17 protein-coding genes are annotated in these 20,303 nt (G+C 34.2%); 8 read left to right on the plus strand and 9 right to left on the minus strand.

Annotated features, from left to right (window positions below; all coding sequences use genetic code 11):
• Positions 1-58 precede the first annotated feature (58 nt).
• Positions 59-631 carry a Crp/Fnr family transcriptional regulator gene (locus J2Y38_RS07950; RefSeq protein WP_053473578.1) on the minus strand — a complete coding sequence of 191 codons (573 nt, stop codon included), beginning with the start codon at positions 629-631 and terminating at the stop codon, positions 59-61.
• Positions 632-868: 237 nt separating this feature from the next.
• Between J2Y38_RS07950 and J2Y38_RS07955 the strand changes: the two genes are divergently transcribed.
• Entirely contained in the window at positions 869-1,978 is a 1,110-nt protein-coding gene (locus J2Y38_RS07955) for a pectate lyase-like adhesive domain-containing protein (RefSeq protein ID WP_309841102.1), read from the plus strand.
• Positions 1,979-2,212: 234 nt separating this feature from the next.
• Here J2Y38_RS07955 and J2Y38_RS07960 read toward each other — a convergent pair whose 3' ends face one another.
• From J2Y38_RS07960 to J2Y38_RS07970, 3 genes are all read right to left on the minus strand, one after another.
• On the minus strand, positions 2,213-2,596 hold the full coding sequence (locus tag J2Y38_RS07960) for a DUF3037 domain-containing protein (RefSeq protein WP_073482406.1): 384 nt from the start codon (positions 2,594-2,596) through the stop codon (positions 2,213-2,215).
• Entirely contained in the window at positions 2,586-3,368 is a 783-nt protein-coding gene (locus J2Y38_RS07965) for a HipA family kinase (RefSeq protein ID WP_309841105.1), read from the minus strand. Before J2Y38_RS07965 ends, J2Y38_RS07960 begins: the two co-directional genes overlap by 11 nt.
• Before the next feature lie 540 nt (positions 3,369-3,908).
• Positions 3,909-4,757 carry an NAD(P)H-hydrate dehydratase gene (locus tag J2Y38_RS07970; RefSeq protein WP_309841107.1) on the minus strand — a complete coding sequence of 283 codons (849 nt, stop codon included), beginning with the start codon at positions 4,755-4,757 and terminating at the stop codon, positions 3,909-3,911.
• A gap of 355 nt (positions 4,758-5,112) precedes the next feature.
• Between J2Y38_RS07970 and gcvT the strand changes: the two genes are divergently transcribed.
• The 3 genes from gcvT (at position 5,113) to J2Y38_RS07985 (ending at position 9,348) form a co-directional block, all read left to right on the plus strand.
• The gene (gcvT, locus tag J2Y38_RS07975) at positions 5,113-6,195 is read left to right on the plus strand and encodes a glycine cleavage system aminomethyltransferase GcvT (RefSeq protein ID WP_309841109.1); all 1,083 of its coding nucleotides are present in this window, start codon (positions 5,113-5,115) and stop codon (positions 6,193-6,195) included.
• A 208-nt stretch (positions 6,196-6,403) separates the two neighbouring features.
• On the plus strand, positions 6,404-8,434 hold the full coding sequence (locus J2Y38_RS07980; RefSeq protein ID WP_309841110.1) for a S41 family peptidase: 2,031 nt from the start codon (positions 6,404-6,406) through the stop codon (positions 8,432-8,434).
• Positions 8,435-8,634: 200 nt separating this feature from the next.
• Complete coding sequence (locus tag J2Y38_RS07985; protein ID WP_026729302.1) at positions 8,635-9,348, plus strand: YebC/PmpR family DNA-binding transcriptional regulator; 714 nt, start codon at positions 8,635-8,637, stop codon at positions 9,346-9,348.
• A gap of 295 nt (positions 9,349-9,643) precedes the next feature.
• Here J2Y38_RS07985 and J2Y38_RS07990 read toward each other — a convergent pair whose 3' ends face one another.
• The 4 genes from J2Y38_RS07990 to J2Y38_RS08005 form a co-directional block, all read right to left on the minus strand.
• The gene (locus J2Y38_RS07990; protein ID WP_309841119.1) at positions 9,644-10,537 is read right to left on the minus strand and encodes a LamG domain-containing protein; all 894 of its coding nucleotides are present in this window, start codon (positions 10,535-10,537) and stop codon (positions 9,644-9,646) included.
• Between the two features lie 321 nt (positions 10,538-10,858).
• A complete protein-coding gene (locus tag J2Y38_RS07995; RefSeq protein ID WP_309841121.1) occupies positions 10,859-11,764 on the minus strand; it encodes a LamG domain-containing protein in 906 nt (301 codons plus the stop codon).
• Between the two features lie 386 nt (positions 11,765-12,150).
• Complete coding sequence (locus tag J2Y38_RS08000) at positions 12,151-13,191, minus strand: cysteine synthase family protein (RefSeq protein WP_309841122.1); 1,041 nt, start codon at positions 13,189-13,191, stop codon at positions 12,151-12,153.
• Between the two features lie 70 nt (positions 13,192-13,261).
• Entirely contained in the window at positions 13,262-15,397 is a 2,136-nt protein-coding gene (locus tag J2Y38_RS08005; protein ID WP_409025134.1) for a S9 family peptidase, read from the minus strand.
• Between the two features lie 69 nt (positions 15,398-15,466).
• Between J2Y38_RS08005 and J2Y38_RS08010 the strand changes: the two genes are divergently transcribed.
• On the plus strand, positions 15,467-15,787 hold the full coding sequence (locus J2Y38_RS08010) for a YbaB/EbfC family nucleoid-associated protein (protein WP_053473588.1): 321 nt from the start codon (positions 15,467-15,469) through the stop codon (positions 15,785-15,787).
• A gap of 131 nt (positions 15,788-15,918) precedes the next feature.
• Here J2Y38_RS08010 and J2Y38_RS08015 read toward each other — a convergent pair whose 3' ends face one another.
• On the minus strand, positions 15,919-16,938 hold the full coding sequence (locus J2Y38_RS08015; RefSeq protein ID WP_291153145.1) for a low specificity L-threonine aldolase: 1,020 nt from the start codon (positions 16,936-16,938) through the stop codon (positions 15,919-15,921).
• A gap of 344 nt (positions 16,939-17,282) precedes the next feature.
• On the opposite strand from J2Y38_RS08015, the gene prfB reads away from it, so the two are divergent.
• The 3 genes from prfB to lpxD all read left to right on the plus strand — a co-directional run bounded on the left by prfB (position 17,283) and on the right by lpxD (position 20,251).
• Positions 17,283-18,381 (plus strand): peptide chain release factor 2 gene (prfB, locus tag J2Y38_RS08020; protein ID WP_143055988.1). Its coding sequence is split into 2 segments (ribosomal slippage): positions 17,283-17,345 and positions 17,347-18,381, totalling 1,098 coding nucleotides; the frame shifts between segments, so codons are not numbered across the junction.
• Positions 18,382-18,475: 94 nt separating this feature from the next.
• Positions 18,476-18,922: a peptide-methionine (R)-S-oxide reductase MsrB gene (gene msrB / locus J2Y38_RS08025; protein WP_073483034.1), complete on the plus strand. Its 447-nt coding sequence runs from the start codon at positions 18,476-18,478 to the stop codon at positions 18,920-18,922.
• 330 nt (positions 18,923-19,252) lie between these two features.
• Entirely contained in the window at positions 19,253-20,251 is a 999-nt protein-coding gene (lpxD, locus tag J2Y38_RS08030) for a UDP-3-O-(3-hydroxymyristoyl)glucosamine N-acyltransferase (protein WP_073482426.1), read from the plus strand.
• Positions 20,252-20,303: the final 52 nt, after the last annotated feature.

Here is a 20,303-nt window from a genome sequence, read left to right on the forward strand (position 1 = left end):
AGATTATTTTTTAAAATACAGAAAACCTTTGTCCCTTTGCACCTCTGAACCTTTGAACCTAAGAAACCCTCCTCTTAATCTTTGATAAAAACTCGTGTGAAACTCCTAAATACGATGAAAGATTTTTGTTGTTTATGGTCTGGACTTTTTGCGGATAACGATCTTTAAAATCTAAATAACGCTGTTTTGAAGTTTTATTTAAAACATCTAAAAGTCTTTGCTGAATAGCCACATTTGCGCGCTCAATCATTAAAACATGAAACTGGATAAGCTTGGGAACTTCTGCAAACAATTGCGCTTTTTGGACTTTATTTATGACCAAAATTTCGCTGTCTTCTATGGCTTTGATATTATAAGTCGTTGGTTTTTGGTGATAGAAACTTTCCAGGTCACACATCCATTCATTTTCGAAAGAAAAGAAAATTACGGTTTCCGTTCCGTTTTCGTTTAAGATGTAAGTTTTAAATGAACCTTTTAAAATAAACCCCTCATAACTATTATTAGAATCCTGGATTTGAAGAAACTGATTTTTTTTAAGTTTAATAAGTTCAGCTTTTGAAACAATGATATTCCATTCTTCATCTGTGAGCGGGATCTTTCGCTCAATGTTTTTTCTTAGTAGGTTGTACATGCTTGTGGTTTTTGTTTGGAATTAAATTTGTTTTTCAATTCATTCTTTATTAGGGGTTTAAAAAATGTAATCGATTACGTAAATGTACACTATTTATGCATTTTTGTAAATTAACAACTGTTAAAAAAACGAATTTCATAGAATTTTTTGCAAAAGTTTGAACTTGTTCAACTTTTTTCCTGCAAATTATAGTCAGATTTGTGTTGTTAAACTTTTATAAATAACCAAACTTAAATTATGAAATTACAATCAACACTCTCCATGTTTTTACTAACATTGGCTTTGGGATTTACAGCATGTAATTCTGAAGAAATTGCTTCATCAAATACAGAAGCAAGTATCGAAACAACAACTCGGTCGTCTACGACGAATTTAACCGCAAAAATTGGAAACTGTTCTGAAGTTCCGGGCTGGGCTTCTCAAAACGGAAGCACAACCGGCGGCGGTTCTTCGGCTGAAACTACGGTTACAACTTATGCTCAATTAAAAGCGGCTATTGAGAACACTTCTGTAAAAGTGATCAAAGTTTCCGGAACAATTACAGTTACTACACGATTATCATTTCAGGATCAAACTGGTAAAACCATTTATGGTACAAGTGGTGCAAAACTAGTTTCGACAAATCAGACTAAAGATGCTTCTGGTATTATCAACATTAAAAGATGTAAAAATCTAATCATCAGAAATTTAATTTTTGAAGGCCCAGGAGCTTATGATACTGATGGCTGGGACAATGCAATTTTGGATGAATGTACCAACGTTTGGGTAGATCACTGTGAATTTAGAGATGGCGTTGACGGAAACTTCGACATCAAAAACAAATCCGATTATATTTCGGTTACGTATTCTAAATTTCATTATCTAAAACCACCAAAAGCTGGAGGTTCAGGAGGATCAGACGATCATAGATACTCAAACTTAATTGGTTCAAGCGATGGTGCTACTGCAGATCGTGGCAAATTGAGAATCACTTTTGCAAGATGCTGGTGGGCTCCCGGATGTAAAGAAAGAATGCCAAGAGTTCGCTTTGGAAAAGTGCATTTGGTAAACAATTTCTTTAACAGTACGGTAAGTAATAAATGTATCGCTGCAGGTTTTGAAGCTGATCTTCGTGTAGAAAGCAACGTTTTTGAAGGTGTAAAAACGCCTATCGATTTAATGAGCGGCTATACGGCTGTTACGGCAACTGATAACGTTTTTACCAATACAACCGGAAATCAAGCCGGAAGCGGTACTGCTTTTACTCCGCCATATTCTATTGTAAAACTTAATAAAACTGCTGTTAAATCTGATATTTCGGCAAATGCCGGAGCAACTTTAGGCGGCAATATCTGCGGATCTTTTTAAAATATGAGTTAGTTTAGTTTTTATTTTTTAAACCATATAAGTGATATAAGGTATTTAAGTTTTAGTCTTAAATTATATTATATTGTTTATATGGTTTTGCTTTTTTTGTTTGCCACGAAGGCACGAAGACGCTAAGTTTTTTTAATCTCGCAATCCCGATAGCCATGGGGATTGCGAGATTCGTTTTAAGCTAAATCTTAAATTATCTTATATAACTTATATGGTTCAAAATAGTTACAACACGAGCTCTTCAAACAAACGATTAATTGTTTTCTCTAAATCCTGACACAAACCCGGATGAGGTCTTGAAGTTTGGATTGCAGAACTTCTAATTGCCGTTAACCAGCGAAAACGCTCCGGAATATCAAATTCAGCGATTGGGCCGCCGTCTTTGGCACCTTTTGCTATTTTTTCTAATGAAGTCAGATTACATTCTAATTGTTCGATGTCAAAATCGTTTGATAGTGCTTGAATTCTGGCTTGATCCAAATGGAAAAGTACTTTTATAAATTTGGCTTTTTTGCAAAACAAAATGATTCCGATATTCAGGAATTCTTCGCGCTCTACCCTTGGCACAACACGAATCACAGCATATTCGTATAAGTGGTTATCTTGCATTTTGAGCCTGATTTACAAATATTTCTGAATTCTCTAATCTTGTTTTTAAGAACTGCAAATAAACGTTTCGCAATCCTTCCGGAGTTTCATCTGCATCTTCCCACTGAAGCCAGTCTAACGGAATTGTATTTACAATTTCTTCTAAAATTTCCGGCGTTAAAATCGCTTTAAACTCAGCATCAACTTCTTTTAAAAGTGAAGCTTGAGGCAATAAAACATGATCTTTTATCAATGCAAACGGACTTTTAGCATGCTGTTCCCAATTGTTCCAGGAATGATGAAAATACAAACATGCTCCGTGATCAATCAGCCATAATTCTTTATGCCAAATCAGCATATTAGTATTTTTGAAAGTTCGGTCTACGTTTGTAATATAAGCATCCAGCCAAACAATCTGCGAAGCTAATTTTGCGTCGACAGTTGTTACAACGGGATCAAAAGTTATGGCTCCTGATAAAAAATGAAGTGCAAGATTCAATCCCTGACTTCCCTGCAGTAAATCCTGAATTTCTTCATCGGCTTCGGTTCTTCCAAAGGCTTCGTCGAGATTTGCGAATACTAATTCCGGTAATTGTAATTTTAAGGCTTTTGCTATTTGTCCGCCAACTAATTCGGCTATAAGGGCTTTTACGCCGTGTCCGGCACCACTAAATTTTAATACGTATTTAAAGTCGTCATCGGCTTCTGCCAAAGCGGGCAAAGATCCGCCTTCGCGCAGCGGCGTTATATAACGCATGACGTTTACCGTTCTGAGATCGAAGTTGTTTTTCATAAATACAAACTTACGATTTTTGATTTTAGATTTTAGAGGGTAGATTTTAGATTTTTTTTCTGGCTAGGAAGATTTATTGTTACGCAAAGTTCGCGGAGGTTTACGCAAAGGACGCTGAGTTTTTTTTAAAGGTTGCTTTGCTTTTTAAAGTTCGCAAAGTTTTATTGTCATTTTTGTCATCCTGAGCGAAGTCAAAGGAGCGTAAAGATATTCCTCAAAGTTAATTTGTTTTATAGCTGTGAGATTTTAACGCAAAGTGTGCAAAGGATTTTCGCAAAGGGCGCTGAGTTTTTTTTAATCTCTCAAAGGCGCAGAGTCGCAAAGCTTTATTGTCATTTTTGTCATCCTGAGAGAAGTCGAAGGAACGCAAAGATATTCCTCAAAGTAAATTTGTTTGTCGAGCTGCTTGCGTCCCTTCGACTTCGCTCAGGGTGACAAGCGGGATGTTATGCTCTGCTATAAAATCTTTGCGCTCTTAAAAAAGCAAAGCACCTTAAAAAACTTAGCGCCCTTTGCGAAAATCCTTTGCGCTCTTTGCGGTTAAACCTGTAAACTCAAAAATGCTTTTCCAAGATACTTAATAATTGTAGAAGCCGTAAAAGATTCATAACCAGTTTTTCGCAAAGCAATATCTGCTGTTAATCCATGAAGATAAACTCCGAATTTTGAGGCGTATTTGGGTTCGTAGCCTTGCGCCAGAAGACTTGTGAGGATTCCGGTTAAGGTATCGCCGCTTCCTGCGGTTGCCAAGGCTGCGTTTCCGGTTGTGTTTTCGTAGACAGAATTTCTGTTTATAGTAAATGTTGGTGCGCCTTTCATGACTATGATAACTTTATACTTTTCTGAAAAGGCGATTGTTTTTTGAAATTTTTCAGATTCTGAATTCCATTTGCCAATCAAGCGTTCTAATTCTTTTGGATGAGGTGTCAGAATCGTGTCTTCGGGAACCAATTCCAGCCAGGATAAATTTTCAGAAATAATATTTAAGGCATCGGCATCTAAAACTAAAGATGCTTTGTTGATTCTTAAAAATTCAAATAAGGCTTTTTGTGTTCCGAGTTCCTTCCCTATTCCGGGTCCAATTCCAACTGCCTGCGGGATTAATGGTAAATGAATATTGGTAATAAAATTGGTATTTTCGTCGGTGACAGTCATTACTTCGGGAATGGAGGTTTGCAGGATTTGATAACCGCATTTTGGTATAAAAGTCGTTACGAGTCCGCAGCCGGATTTTAAGCACGCTTTTGAAGCTAAAACGCCTGCTCCTATTTTTCCGTAACTTCCGGCGATAATCACAGCGTGACCCTGAATTCCTTTGTGTGTATGAGGATTTACGGGTTTGTATATTTTTAAGATTTCTTCTTTTGTGATTAAATATGGAGATTTCATTTGATGGCTTTTTTATTTTAAAACACATAGAATCATAGTTTTTCTTTGTGGATAAAGGCGTTTCACTTGTTTTTAACAAACATAGTTTATCGTGAAAGCTTGACTTTATAAAAGATGATTCTTTGATGTTTCTTATGATTAAAGTTACATAAAAAATCGAAAACACGAATGTTTATTGTTTCCGTTGAGTCCTAGCCCTGATAGAAGCGGCATCCTTTTGCTTTTTTCTTTAAAAAGCAAAAGATATAGCGGATAGCAGGAAATTGCTCCTAATTATTGCGAAATTTATAATTTAAGGCATTCAAATTAGATATTTTTTGAATAGATTTGCAGAACAATTTTATAAAACAACACAATGAAAAATACTGCGCTTACGCACATACATGAGAGTTTGGGAGCGAAAATGCTGCCTTTTGCGGGTTACAACATGCCTATTACATATGAAGGTGTTAATGCTGAACATGAAACGGTTCGTAATAGTGTGGGCGTTTTTGACGTTTCGCATATGGGTGAATTTTTGTTAACGGGACCAAATGCTTTGGCTTTGATTCAAAAAGTGACTTCAAATGATGCTTCGACTTTAACTATTGGAAGAGCGCAATATTCTTGTCTTCCAAATAACGAAGGAGGAATTGTAGACGATTTGATTGTTTATAAAATGAAAGAAGAAGAGTATTTACTTGTTGTAAATGCTTCGAATATTGAAAAAGACTGGAGCTGGATTTCATCTTACAATGATTTGGGAGTTGAAATGAAAAACCTTTCTGATGATTATTCATTATTAGCAATTCAGGGGCCAAAAGCGGTTGAGGCGATGCAGGCTTTATCTTCTATAGATTTATCTGCAATTGCTTATTACCATTTTGAAGTAGCTGATTTTGCCGGTTTTAATGATGTAATTATTTCTGCAACTGGTTATACTGGTTCGGGAGGATTTGAAATTTACTGCAAAAATGCTGATGCCGAAGCTATTTGGAACAAAGTTTTTGAAGCTGGTGCAGCTTTCGGGATCAAACCTATTGGTCTTGCAGCGCGTGATACTTTACGTCTTGAAATGGGATTCTGTCTTTATGGAAATGATATTAATGATACTACTTCTCCACTTGAAGCTGGTTTAGGATGGATCACAAAATTCACTAAAGATTTTACAAACTCTGAAGCTCTTAAAAAGCAAAAAGAAGCTGGCATTACCAGAAAATTAGTTGCTTTTGAAATGCAGGAGCGTGCGGTGCCAAGACATGATTATGAAATTGTAGATGGTTCTGGAGCTGTAATTGGAATTGTAACTTCTGGAACAATGTCGCCTTCTATAAATAAAGGAATTGGTTTAGGATATGTTACGGTTTCAAACAGTGCTGTTGACAGTGATATTTTTATTAGAATTAGAAAAAATGATGTTCCTGCAAAAGTGGTAAAACTGCCTTTTTACAAGAAATAATTAAAGTTATAAATATTGTAAGATACATTACTGTAAGGGTAATGCATTTTTTTTTTGCCGAAGATTAAATAATTGCAAGTATTATCGCTTGAAATCATTTAATCTTCGGCATTTTATTTCTTATTTATATGTAAGATTTTTTAGAAAAAATGTAAACCGTTTTCGAAAAATTACCGTAACTTTAATATAGAATGTTGAGATTTCACCTATGAACAAAATTTTGCCGTTATTTTTACTGTTTACTTCTTTCCTATTTAGTCAAAATAGCGCCGAGACATGCCAAATTCTGAACAAAATAAATGCGGTTATTCAAACGGAACATTTGCGTCCAAAACCAGTTGATGACAGTTTATCTGTTTTTGTTTTTGATAATCTTATAAATGAATTAGATCCTTCACGTAATATCTTTTTTAAGGGTGAATACGATCAACTGGCTGCAGAATATCGTTTAAATCTTGACGATTTAATTTTGAGCAACGATTGTACTTTTTTAACTGATATTACCGCCAAATATATTAATGGATTGATGAGAACTAAAGAGGTTCTTGAAAAAATTCAGGCAACTGCATTTGATTATACCAAAAAAGATACGATTCGATTTTACAAAAAATCGTTTCCTTTTTATTTAAAGAATGAAGATTTAGAGAAAGTATGGCGTAAAAAACTGCGTTATCAAATTCTGGATGATATTGCAGAAACGAGCGATAACCTGGATTCTATAAAAGCTAATTTTGCTTCTATTGAAGCTAAATCAAGAAAGTTGATTGTGTCGAATGAAATTTGCCGTATCAGCACGCTTTTAGAAACTAAAACGAAACAAGACGAAAATCTTTATAATTTCTTCTGTACTTATTTTGATCCGCATACGGCTTATTTTAGCGATGATTCTAAATCGAGTTTTGTGGCTTCTTTATCAAAAGAACATTTGTCATTGGGAATGACGGTGAATCTTAATGAAAAAAATGAAATTATAGTTCACGAAATAGATCCAAATGGTCCGGCGTATCAAACTGGGCAAATTAAAAAAGGTGATCAGATTATTTCGGTTTCCAATCATAAAGAAACACTTCAGGTTTCCTGCTCTTCGTTAGAATCTATTTCTACCATGATTTTATCTGAAGCGAACAGAAGTCTTACGCTTACGCTGAAAAGAAACTCCGGCAAAAACTTTGACGTTTTTATCGAAAAACAAGTCATGAAAGACGAAGAAAATTCGGTTTTCAGTTTTATAATTGGTAAGGAAAGTAAAATTGGCTACATAAAAATTCCGAGTTTCTATGCTGATTTAGATGGAAACAGCAGAAAAGGCTGTGCCGATGATGTAGCCAGAGAAGTTATTAAACTGGAAAGAGATAATATTAAGGGTTTAGTGATTGACTTGATTGACAATGGCGGAGGTTCAATGGAAGAAGCCATAAAACTGGCGGGAATGTTTATTGATTACGGCCCAATTTCGATTGTTATTGATCACACAAAAGAAAAATCGGTTATCAATGATCCGTACAAAGGCATGATTTACAGAGGTCCAATTGTGATTTTGGTGAATAGCAATACGGCTTCTGCAAGTGAATTTTTCTCTTCGATTATGCAGGATTACAATCGCGCGCTTTTGTTAGGAAGCAATACGCTTGGAAAAGCTACCATGCAGACGATTCTTTCGCTTGACGAAACTAAAAATACTGATTTCCTTAAAATCACAATCAATAAATTTTACAGGGTTACAGGAAAAAGCCATCAATATATTGGGGTTACGCCAGATGTTGTTCTTCCTGAATTTTATGAAGATGTTTATCAAAAAGAAAGTGATTTTCCGACCGCGATGAAAAATGACAGTATTGAACCGTTTTTAAAATTCAGACCGTATGTAAAACGTGCTTTAATTGATAAACTGGCCAAAAACAGCTCTTTGAGACTGGCCGATAATTTTTATTTTAATGATATTAAAAAGATCAATCTAAAAATAGATCAATTGGTTAATACGCCAAAAGCGGAAATTCCGATGACTTTGGATGCAATTTTCAAACAAAAGAAAGTCGTAAATTCTCTTTGGACAGAAATAAATACTTTTAATGACGAAAATAATCCGCTGGATGTTTACAATTCTTCTGTAAATCAGTTTTTATTAGGCGCTTATCCTAATGATAAAACGATTAATCAATACCAAATGGATAATTTAAAAACAAATCCATACCTCAACGAAGCGGTGAATATTATCAATGACTTCAATTTTTCAAAATAAAACATTTTTGTTTCAAGTTTTTTTGTTTCAAGTTTTTTTGTTTCAGGTTTCAAGTTTTATGGAATGTTCGTAAAGTTATGCCAACTTGAAATGTGAAACCTGAAACTTGAAACTTGAAACAAATAAAAAAAATTAAAATTTTGATTTTGGATAAATAAGGAATAACCTTTATTTTTGCATCACAAAACTAAAAATTAGAAATGGGAAGAGCGTTCGAATTTAGAAAAGGAAGAAAAATGAAACGTTGGTCTGCAATGGCCAAAACATTTACCAGAATTGGTAAAGACATCGTTATGGCTGTTAAAGAAGGCGGTCCTAACCCTGACGCCAATTCTAGATTAAGAGCTGTTATACAAAATGCTAAAGCGGCCAACATGCCTAAAGATAATGTTGAGCGCGCGATTAAAAATGCCAGCAATAAAGATACTGCCAACTATAAAGAAATTTTATTTGAAGGATATGCTCCTCACGGAATTGCGATTTTGATTGAAACTGCATCTGACAATAATAACAGAACGGTAGCAAACATTAGAAGTTATTTCAACAAATGCAACGGTACAATGGGAACTCAGGGTTCTGTTGAATTTATGTTTGATCATACTTGTAATTTCAGAATTGCAAATAATGGTCTTGATGCTGAGGAATTAGAACTTGAATTAATTGATTTTGGTGCCGAGGAAGTTTTTGAAGACGAAGACGGAATCTTAATCTACGCTCCTTTTGGAAGTTTTGGTGCTTTACAAAAAGAATTAGAAAACAGAGGTTTAGAAATTTTATCTTCTGGTTTTGAGCGTATTCCTCAAATCACAAAAGAATTAACTGAAGCTCAAATCGCTGACGTTGAAAAACTAATCGAAAAAATTGAAGAAGATGACGACGTTATGAACGTTTATCATACAATGAAAGAGGAATAATATTTTTCTTTTTATAAATTTTAAAAGCTCTGATTTTTTCAGGGCTTTTTTGTTTTGTTAAAATTGATCAAGAAGAAAACAAAATATTATAAAAAGTAAAATAAACTATTATATTTGTCGCAATCAGATCATAATTCCTTTAAACAAAAACAAATATGCAAACATCAAAATACACAAGATTTGCCGTAATTATTCTGGTAATCTTATTTGTAGTGCTTAGTGTAATAAGCTAATAAAAAATCAAAAAGCCTTCTGAATTCAGAAGGCTTTCTTTTTTTATGAGAAAATATAAAAACTATTTTTTTGATGTGTTTGTTACTTTGATCAAATACGTTCCTTCTGGCAAATCGCCAATATTAGAAGCGTTTGCCCCTATTATTTTTTGACCCTGAGAAAAAACCTCAACGCTTTTACCACTTTTAGTAGTTTCGGCAGAAGCAGCCACAGCCGCAGCTGGTAGCTTTACAGGTGCAGGAGCAGCTTTTTTCTCTGTAGTTGAAACTGGTACTGGCGGCGCTGCTACTGTTTTAGCCGGTTTTGAGCTGTTATAGGATTCCATAACCTGCTCGTCTGTCATGGCAACCGTATATAATTTAATGTCATCAATATCAGCATTAATACTTGTAGCTGTATTTAGTTTCCCGATACTTAAAATATAACCTTTGGTTGAACGCGCAATTCCCTCGACAGATTTTAGCAATTCACCATTACGATAAATTTTTGAACTATTACCATCATAAGTAATGCTGTACATGTACCAAATATCTTTTAAAAGCGGTGCAGAAGCCAGAACATCATTTCCTGGTCCCCATCCTGAAAGAATTGTTTCAGAATTACCTCCGGCTGCCGCTTGCTGCGTTAATCCGAAATATTGGGCATTTGCCGCGGTACCGTAGCCTAAAACATGATTAACGGCATTTATTGCATTAAATTTAACCCAAACAGATATTGTTCTTGGTTTATTTCCCTGCGGAAGATCGCCTACTACAGCCTGATAAGCTTTGTTAGAAAGTCTCAAAGCTCCTTTAGGGGCACCCATTCTGTCATTTACAAAAACAGGAGTACCTAAAAAGGAAATGGTATTATCTGCACTGCTTAAATTTCCGTTGAAATTAAATTCCTGAACCGGATTTTGTGCATTAGAATTTAAAAAACTTACAAACATTAAAGTGAGTAATATTTTTTTCATAGGTATATACATTTTTTACTGGATGATATCTTTTTATAATGATTTATTTGACAGCAAATTTGATCATTCAAATTCTACGATTACAAATTTTTAAATATATTATTTATAAATTTTGTTAAAACTATAATTTTAATTCAGCATAAACAAACAAATCCTACATACAGATACAGAATTCTCACAAAATATAAAAAATTATAGTTATAAAGGGCTAAAAAAAAGCCTTCTGATTTCAAAAGGCTGTTTCCTAATTCCAAAAAATCTAATTGCTACTAAACAATATTTAAAAACTAACTAACTATTTAAAAAAATTAATTGATGGCCTTATTTTGATGTTATTTTTTTTGCCGGAGCATTCGAAATCTTTAATAAATAGGTTCCTTCAGGAAGATCGTTAATAGTCATTGAATTATTTCCTACTACTTTTTGTCCTTGCGAATACACTTCAATATTTTTACCTCCCACATTTACATCTTTACTCACAATAATATTACTTGAGGTCGTTTTTGCTGTTTTAGATTTCACAGTACCTTTTGCTTTAGGAGCTGCAGCAACTTCTGCGGCTACTATTAAAGGTTTAGAGCTATTATAAGACTCTGCAACCTGTTCATCTGTCAAAGCCACATCATAGATCTTTAAATCGTCTACATCTGCGTTTATTCCAACTGATGTGTTTATTTCGCCTAATCTAAAAATAGTTCCTTTTGTAGAGCGTTTTAAACCGTTTATGAATTTTAACAACTCTCCATTGCGGTACATTTTAGAAACGGTTCCATCAAATGTTACGGTATATTGGTACCAAACACCTTTTGCTAATGGAGTTGAAACAATTACATCATTTGCTGCGCCCCAGCCCGCTAAACTTAAATCTGAATTAGAAGAAACTGTCGACTGCTGCAGTAAACCGAAATACTGAGCATTGTAAGCTGAGCCATAACCCCAGATATAATTTGCTGATGCGATGTCATTAAATTTAACCCAAATACTAACAGTTCGTGCTTTATTACCTTGCGGCAGATCATCTAACACGGCTTCCAGTGCTTTATTGTTTAGTCTTTGAGCATTTCCGGCAACTCCTGATCTATCGGGTACAAACTCATCTGACCCCATAAAAGAAATTGTGTTAGATTCATTATTTAAAGTCCCATTGAAATTAAACTCCTGAATTGGATTTTGAGCAGTCGCATTCAAATAACTTACAAACATTACTGAGAGTAGAAATTTTTTCATAATAGCAGAATTTAGGGTTATAAATAAAGTGTGTCATTTATACACAGCTAAACTATACTATTATGTTTTTTGTCGAAAATTTTTTCGTTAACCTACCTAAATAATCGTTAAAATAACCAAAACTGATGATTTTGTCGACAAAATTAGTTTTAATTATACTATTGAAGGAATTCTTAAAATTATAAATTAACTTCAATTTCAATTAAAATATCTTACGTATAAATACGGTATCTTCAATTAAAATGAAATAATTAACATTTATAAAAATTTAAGCTTTTAAATTAACAGGGATCTCTTTTACAGATTTTCTTAATCACTTAAAAGTCAGCATAAAAAAACTCCATTCGCAAAACGAATGAAGTTTAATATTTTTAGAAAATAGTAATCTATTTTACGAATTCAATTTTTTGGGTTTCTTCTTCATTAACACTGTCAAAGAATCCTTGTTCGTTCATCCAGTCATCACTGAATACTTTACTCATGTAACGTGAACCGTGATCAGGGAAGATTGCGATAATGTTACTGTCTTTTGTAAATTCACCTTCTTCTGCATATTGCTTGATAGCCTGCATTACTGCTCCAGATGTATATCCAACAAATAAACCTTCTTTACGAGTGATTTCTCTTGCTGAGTGAGCACTTTCTTCATCGGTAACTTTCATGAATTTATCGATGATATCAAAATCTGTTGCCGAAGGAATTAAGTTTTTACCTAAACCTTCAATACGATACGGGTAAATTTCTTTGTTATCAAATTCTCTTGTTTCGTGGTATTTTTTCAATACTGATCCAAAAGCATCTACTCCTAAGATTCTAATATTCGGGTTTTGCTCTTTTAAGAATTTTGCTGTTCCGGAAATTGTTCCTCCGGTTCCGCTGCAAGCAATAAGATGTGTGATTTGTCCTTTTGTTTGTTCCCAGATTTCGGGACCTGTAGTATTGTAATGGGCATCAATATTTAGCTGATTGAAATATTGATTAATATAAACTGAACCCTTAGTTTCTTCGTGTAATCGTTTTGCTACATTGTAGTATGATCTTTCATCATCTGCAGATACGTGAGCCGGACAAACATAAACTTTTGCGCCTAAGCTTCTCAGCATGTCAATTTTATCTTTGGATGATTTTGAACTCACGGCCAAAATACAATTGTAACCTTTTATAATGCTTACCATGGCTAAACTAAAACCTGTATTACCTGATGTAGTTTCAATTATGGTATCGCCTGGTGATAATATTCCTTTTCTTTCGGCTTCTTCAATAATATATAACGCTATTCTATCTTTTGAGGAATGACCTGGATTAAAAGCTTCTACCTTTGCGTAGAAATTTCCTTCTAACTCTTCGGTGATTTTATTTAGTTTAATAAGCGGGGTATTACCTATTAACTCTAAAACATTATTATAAGCGTTTATTTCTTCTTTCATAAAAAAATAGTTAATCGAAGGTGTTTTTTACGCACCTTGATAGGTTGCAAATTTAACAAAAAATTTCTAATTAGCTTTTAATTTTTTCTAAATCTAATAAAAAAGTAAATTCTTTTGCTAAGTCTTTTAAAGCCTCAAAACGTCCTGAAGCCCCGCCATGTCCCGCGTCCATATTAGTATCTAAAAACAATTGATTATCATTTGTTTTTAAAACTCTTAATTTAGCCACCCATTTCGCTGGCTCCCAATATTGTACCTGAGAATCATGCAATCCTGTCGATACATACATATTAGGATATTTTTGTGCTTTTACATTGTCATAAGGTGAATACGACAACATATAATCGTAATATTTTTTATTGTTTGGGTTTCCCCATTCGTCATATTCTCCTGTTGTAAGCGGAATGCTGTCGTCCAGCATTGTTGTAATAACATCTACAAAAGGTACCTGCGCTATAACTCCGTTATATAATTCTGGTGCTTCATTTACAATTACACCCATTAAAAGTCCTCCTGCAGATCCACCTTCAGCATAAAGATGTTCTGGCGACGTATATTTCTCGTCTATTACAAATTTAGAGCAATCGATGAAATCTGTAAAGGTATTTTTCTTTTTTAACAGTTTTCCGTCCTCATACCATTGTCTTCCTAAATCTTCTCCTCCTCTAATGTGCGCAATTGCATAAACAAAACCGCGGTCTAATAACGAAAGTCTTGTTGAAGAAAAATAAGTATCCATCGTAATTCCGTATGAACCGTACGCATACAGCAATAACGGGTTTTTCCCATTTTTATTCAACCCTTTTTTATAAATCATCGAAATTGGCACTTTTACACCATCTCTTGCTGTTGCCCAAACGCGTTCTTCGACATAATTTTCTTTATCAAACTTTCCGCCTAAAACCTGTTGTTCTTTTAGAATTTCTTTGGTTTTAGTTTTCATATTAAAATCAATTACAGAGGACGGCGTAGCAAGCGATTGATAGCTGTAACGCAGAATATCGGTATCAAAATCAATATTTGTTGTCGTAAAAGCATTGTAAGTTTCGCTTCCAAAAGGCAGATAATAATCCGGCTCGTCGTTCCATGGCATAATTCTGATATGGTTTAAACCATTCGAGCGCTCTTCTACCACTAAAAAGTTTTTAAAGATCTCAATATCTTCTAATAAAACATCTTCTCTATGTGGAATTACATCAACCCAATTTTTTTTGCCTGTTTTATTTTCAGGCGTTTTCATTAACTTGAAATTGGTTGCTTTGTCTTTATTTGTTAAGATATAAAATGAATCTTCATAATGAGAAATGCTGTATTCTAAACCACGAACACGAGGTTGAAAAACTTCAAATTCTCCATCCGGATTATCTGAATTCAGTATTCTATATTCTGTAGTTAAAGTACTCGATGAACCAATTACAATATATTTTCTTGATTTTTCTTTGCTTATTGAAACATTAAAAGTGTCATCTATTTCGTCATAAACTAAAACATCATTTTTAGAATCTGTGTTTAATTTATGTCTGAAAATTTTATCAGCTCTTAAAGTTACTTCATCCTGTTTGGTATAAAAAATAGTTTTATTATCATTTGCCCAGACAGATCCTCCTGTTGCATTTTCGATTTTATCTGATAAAATTTCTCCTGTTTCAAGATTTTTGATTTGGATGGTATAAATTCTTCTACCCACAATATCAGTCCCAAAGCTGGCAAATTTATTATCAGGGCTTATGCTTAAACCTCCTAATTTAAAATAAGCGTGGCCTACTGCTAATTCATTACAATTAAACAGAATTTCTTCTTCTGCCGAAAGGCTTCCTTTTTTTCTGGAGAAAATTGGATAATCCTTACCTGTTTCAAAACGTGTAATATAATAATATCCGTTGTAGAAATAAGGAACTGACGAATCATCTTCTTTAATTCTGCCTTTCATTTCTTCATACAAAGATTCCTGAAAATCTTTAGTATGAGAGGTCATTTGCTGGTAGTATTCGTTTTCTTTATTCAGGTAATCAATAACTTCCGGGTTTTCTCTGTCATTCAGCCAAAAATAATTATCGATTCGGGTTTCTTTATGTTTTTTTAGTGTTTTTGGAATTTCCTTGGCTTTTGGAGCCTGTATATTTTCTTGCATTGATTGAGCATTTGTTTTTAAATACGAAGGAGCAAAAGTAGTACAAACGCAACAGAACAAAATTAATTTTTTCATAAAATATTCTATTGATTTAATACAGCAATATACTAATTTTGTATGAAATAATTTCAAAATCAACAAAAAATGGATTTAATGGGAATGATGGGTAAACTTAAAGAAACCCAGCAAAAAATTGAAGATACTAAGAAACGCCTTGATACTGTTTTAATTGACGAACAAAGCGCTGACGGATTATTAAAAATTACAATTACTGCCAATAGAAAAATAAAATCAATCTCTGTTGATGATTCTCTTTTAGAAGATAAAGAACAACTGGAAGATTATTTAATTGTAACGCTAAATAAAGCCATCGAAAGAGCAACAAGTGTAAACGAAAGTGAACTTGACGCCGTTGCGAAAATGGATATGCCAATGATTCCTGGGATGGATAATTTGTTTAAGTAAAGGTACAAAGATTCAGAGTTGCAAAGGTTCAAAGGTTTTTCTTTGTTGTAACTAAAAAAAAGACGCACAATTGTGCATCTTTTTTTTAAACCTTTGTCCCTCTGAACCTTTGCAACTTTGAACCTCTTTTCCTAAATTTTCGAAAACATCTCCAAAACATACGTATGCATTACTTCTTTGTAATCTAAATGCGTAACGATTCTTAGTTTGTTGTGTCCTAAGGAACTTATTAAAATATTTTTCTGTTTTAATTTTTCGATTAAAAGCTGGTCGCTGTAACCTTCGGCTAATGAAAAAATCAAAATATTTGTTTCTACGGGTTCTACAGATGCGATCCAGGATTTTGTGCTTAAAATTGCGCCTATTTCTTTTGCTCTGCGATGATCTTCTGCAAGACGTTCAATATTATTCGCCAATGCATATAATCCTGCTGCGGCTAAATAACCCACCTGACGCATTCCGCCGCCTAATATTTTTCTGATTCTTAGTGCTCTGTGAATATCTGCTTTGGTTCCTAATAAAACCGAACCAATTGGCGCGCCTAACCCTTTTGATAAACACACCGAAATCGTATCGAAAATAGCTCCAAATTCCTTCGGGTTTTGTCTTTTGGCAACCAATGCATTCCAAATTCTGGCTCCATCTAAATGGAATTTTAAATTATTGGCATCGCACACTTTTTTTATTTCTCTTAAATCTTCTAATTCGTAACAAGCTCCGCCGCCTTTATTAGTTGTATTTTCAACACAAACTAAACTCGTTAGCGGACTATGATAAAATTCGGGATCATTAATTGCGGCTGCCACTTGTGCAGCATTTATCATTCCGCGGTCTCCATCTAATAAGCAGCAGGAAACACCGCTGTTAAATGAGACCCCTCCTCCTTCATAATTATAAACGTGAGCATATTTATCGGCAATTAATTGTTCTCCGGGTTGAGTATGCAGTTTAATTGCGGTTTGATTCGCCATAGTTCCCGACGGAAAAAAAAGTCCAGCTTCCATACCAAAAAATTCGGCTATTCTTGTCTCTAATTCGATAACCGTAGGATCTTGTTTGTATACGTCGTCGCCAACCTGAGCGTTAAACATATACTGCAGCATCTCATAAGAAGGCTTGGTAATGGTATCGCTAATTAAATTTATTTCCATATAAAAACTATATCTATTTTGGACAGCAAAATTACGTATTACTGTTTGTTATTAATCCCAAGTTTTAATAAATTTTAACTTGTGAATTACTTAGAACCAAATTAACGTAATATTTATAAAAAACATATAAAACTAGCATTAATAATTTCAAAAATTGATCTCTGGTTTTCAAAAACAATTCTGTCTCCTTAAAAAGGCTTTTAGAGTTTATCTTATTTTGTATCATAATTTAATGCTGTATTCTAAAAACTAAATCTTATTTTTGTAGAACGAAATTACGCATTGGTTTTTTGAATAAACCAACGTAAAATCTGCAAAAAACAAATAAAACTACTTATTAATTTATGACAACAGCCGAACAAGTAAAAGGTATTGTGGAGCGCCTTGGTGCGTTGAGGAGGTATCTTTGACGTTGATGCCAAGCTAATCGAAATTGCAAACGAAGAAGAAAAAACTTTTGCGCCTGATTTTTGGAATAATGCCAAAGAAGCAGAAAACATCGTAAAAAATCTTCGAAACAAGAAAAAATGGATTGAGGATTATGACAAAGCTGTAACGCTTACAGATGAACTACAGCTTGCTTATGATTTTTATAAAGAAGGGGAACTTTCTGCAGATGAATTAGACGAACAATATGATACTACGCAAAGTCATATAGAAAACATCGAATTCAAAAACATGCTTTCTGACGAGGGCGACAGTTTAAGTGCTGTTGTGCAGATTACTGCCGGCGCCGGCGGAACTGAAAGCTGCGACTGGGCAGGAATGCTTATGCGTATGTACATGATGTGGGGCGAAAGTTATGGCTATAAAATAAAAGAACTTAACTTTCAGGAAGGTGATGTTGCGGGTATAAAAACAGTAACTTTAGAATTTGAAGGCGATTATTCTTTTGGATATTTAAAAGGAGAAAATGGTGTTCACCGTTTGGTTAGAATCTCTCCTTTTGACAGTAATGCTAAACGTCATACTTCGTTTGTATCTGTGTATGTTTATCCGCTTGTTGATGATAGTATCGAAATTGACATTAATCCTGCCGATATCGAAATTACAACGTCACGATCAAGTGGTGCCGGAGGACAGAACGTAAATAAGGTTGAAACGAAAGTTCAGTTAGTTCACAAACCAACCGGAATCCAGATTCAGTGTTCTGAGACAAGATCACAACAAGATAACAGACAGCGTGCTATGCAGATGCTTCGTTCTCAATTATACGAAATTGAGTTAAAAAAACAACAAGCGCAGCGTGCTGATATTGAAGCCGGAAAAATGAAAATCGAATGGGGTTCGCAGATTCGTAATTACGTAATGCAGCCTTATAAATTAGTAAAAGACGTTCGTACAGGTTATGAAACCAGCGATGTCGATGGCGTAATGAACGGTAATATCGATCCTTTCCTAAAAGCATTTTTAATGATGATGGGACAGAAGGAGGAAGAATAGTCACAGTGTTCAGTTTTTAGTATTCAGTCTCAGTTTACGGTCAAAGTAAACTTGAAACATGAAACATGAAACCTCAAACTAAAAAGAAAAGATCATGATAAAATGGGCAGATGTAATTCATTTTACAAATAAAGGAAATCCGGCTCCGGAAAAAAGAGTGGAGAAAACGGAAGAAGAATGGAAACAGCTTTTAACTCCGGAAGAATATCAGGTAACACGTTTAAAAGGAACTGAAAGATCTTTTAGCTCTGAACTATGCAGTTTATTTGATCCGGGAATTTACGAGTGTAAATGCTGTGGAACTGTTCTATTTGATGCAAGCGAAAAGTTTGAATCTGGAACGGGCTGGCCTTCTTTTACACAGCCAATTAAAGAAAATGCAATTGGTTATCATGCTGATAAATCATACGGAATGATTCGTGTTGAAGTTGTCTGCAATGTGTGCGATGCACATTTAGGGCACGTTTTCCCAGACGGACCAGAACCAAGCGGTTTACGATACTGCATTAACGCAGTTTCTCTATCGAAAATCAAAGAATAAATTCAAAAAGCGATTCCTTTTAAAGTGAATCGCTTTTTTTTTAATACCCACAAAGAGAAACAATTAACAAAAGAAATGTAAGCTGCTACTTACCAATTAAATATTTTATTTTTTATTAAAAAAAACTAAGATTATTCACCCAAAAATTCAGCACCGACAAACCTAGACATTAAAAAACCTGCAAAAAATTAATAGTTAAAATGTTAATTTTGTAATATTTAGACTTCTATTTTAAATAATTATTAAGAAACATAAAAATTTTATTAGGTAATTAAAATCTATTTTATTTTATTTGACGAAAATTAACCCTAAGTCGAATAAAATTTGTCAATGAGATCCTATTCAATTCAAGAAATTAATGAAGTAATTAATGGTGTAATTTACGGCACTACTTCACAGAGCGTTACCGCAACAGAGCAATTAGAAAAAGCTACAACTTCAGAAATTTCTTTTATAGGAAATAAAAAATATGAAAAGTACTGGTCGACCTCAAATGCTTCAATTGCTGTTGTAAACGAAGACATTTCGATTGAACCTGGAGAAAATCGCGCTTTTATTAAAGTAAAAAATGCAGATTTAGCTATGTCGCAGATCCTTGCGCTTTTTGCTCCGCCTACTCCAATTTTTCATAATAACATCCATAGAACCGCTACTATAGACGAAACAGCAATTATTGGCGAAGGTGCTAAAATTGGTGCCGGCTGTTATATTGGACCAAAAGTTGAAATTGGTGCCAATGCAGTAATTTATCCAAATGTTACTATTCTGGATGAATGTACGATTGGAAAAAACACCATTATTTGGTCTGGAACAGTTGTTCGTGAACGTTGCCATATTGGGAGTGATTGTATTATTCACCCAAATGCTACAATTGGTGCTGACGGTTTTGGATTTCGTCCTTGTTCTGAAAAAGGCTTAGTGAAAATTCCACAAATTGGAAATGTAATCATCGGAAACGGTGTTGAAATTGGAGCAAACTCTTGCGTTGACCGCGGAAAATTCAGCTCGACAATTCTTGGAGACGGCTGTAAAATTGATAATTTAGTTCAAATTGGACATAACAGTAAATTAGGCCGATTCTGTATTATGGCTGGAAACAGTGGTTTAGCAGGTTCTGTAACTTTAGGAAATGGTGTTATTATTGGCGGAAGTGCTTCTATAAAAGACCATACTACTATTGGCGACGGAGCTGTAATTGGAGCCGGATCTGGTGTTACCGGAGATGTTCCTGCAGGAAAAACAATGTTAGGTTATCCGGCTGTTGAAGCACGTGACGCTTTAAAACAATGGGCAATGCTAAAACGAATGGTTTGCGCCCCTAAAAAATAATTATACTTTGTTTTATATAAAAAAACATCCGCTGCAACGGATGTTTTTTGTT

Source organism: Flavobacterium sp. 2755 (genome assembly GCF_031455715.1).
In the GTDB taxonomy this organism is placed as follows: domain Bacteria; phylum Bacteroidota; class Bacteroidia; order Flavobacteriales; family Flavobacteriaceae; genus Flavobacterium.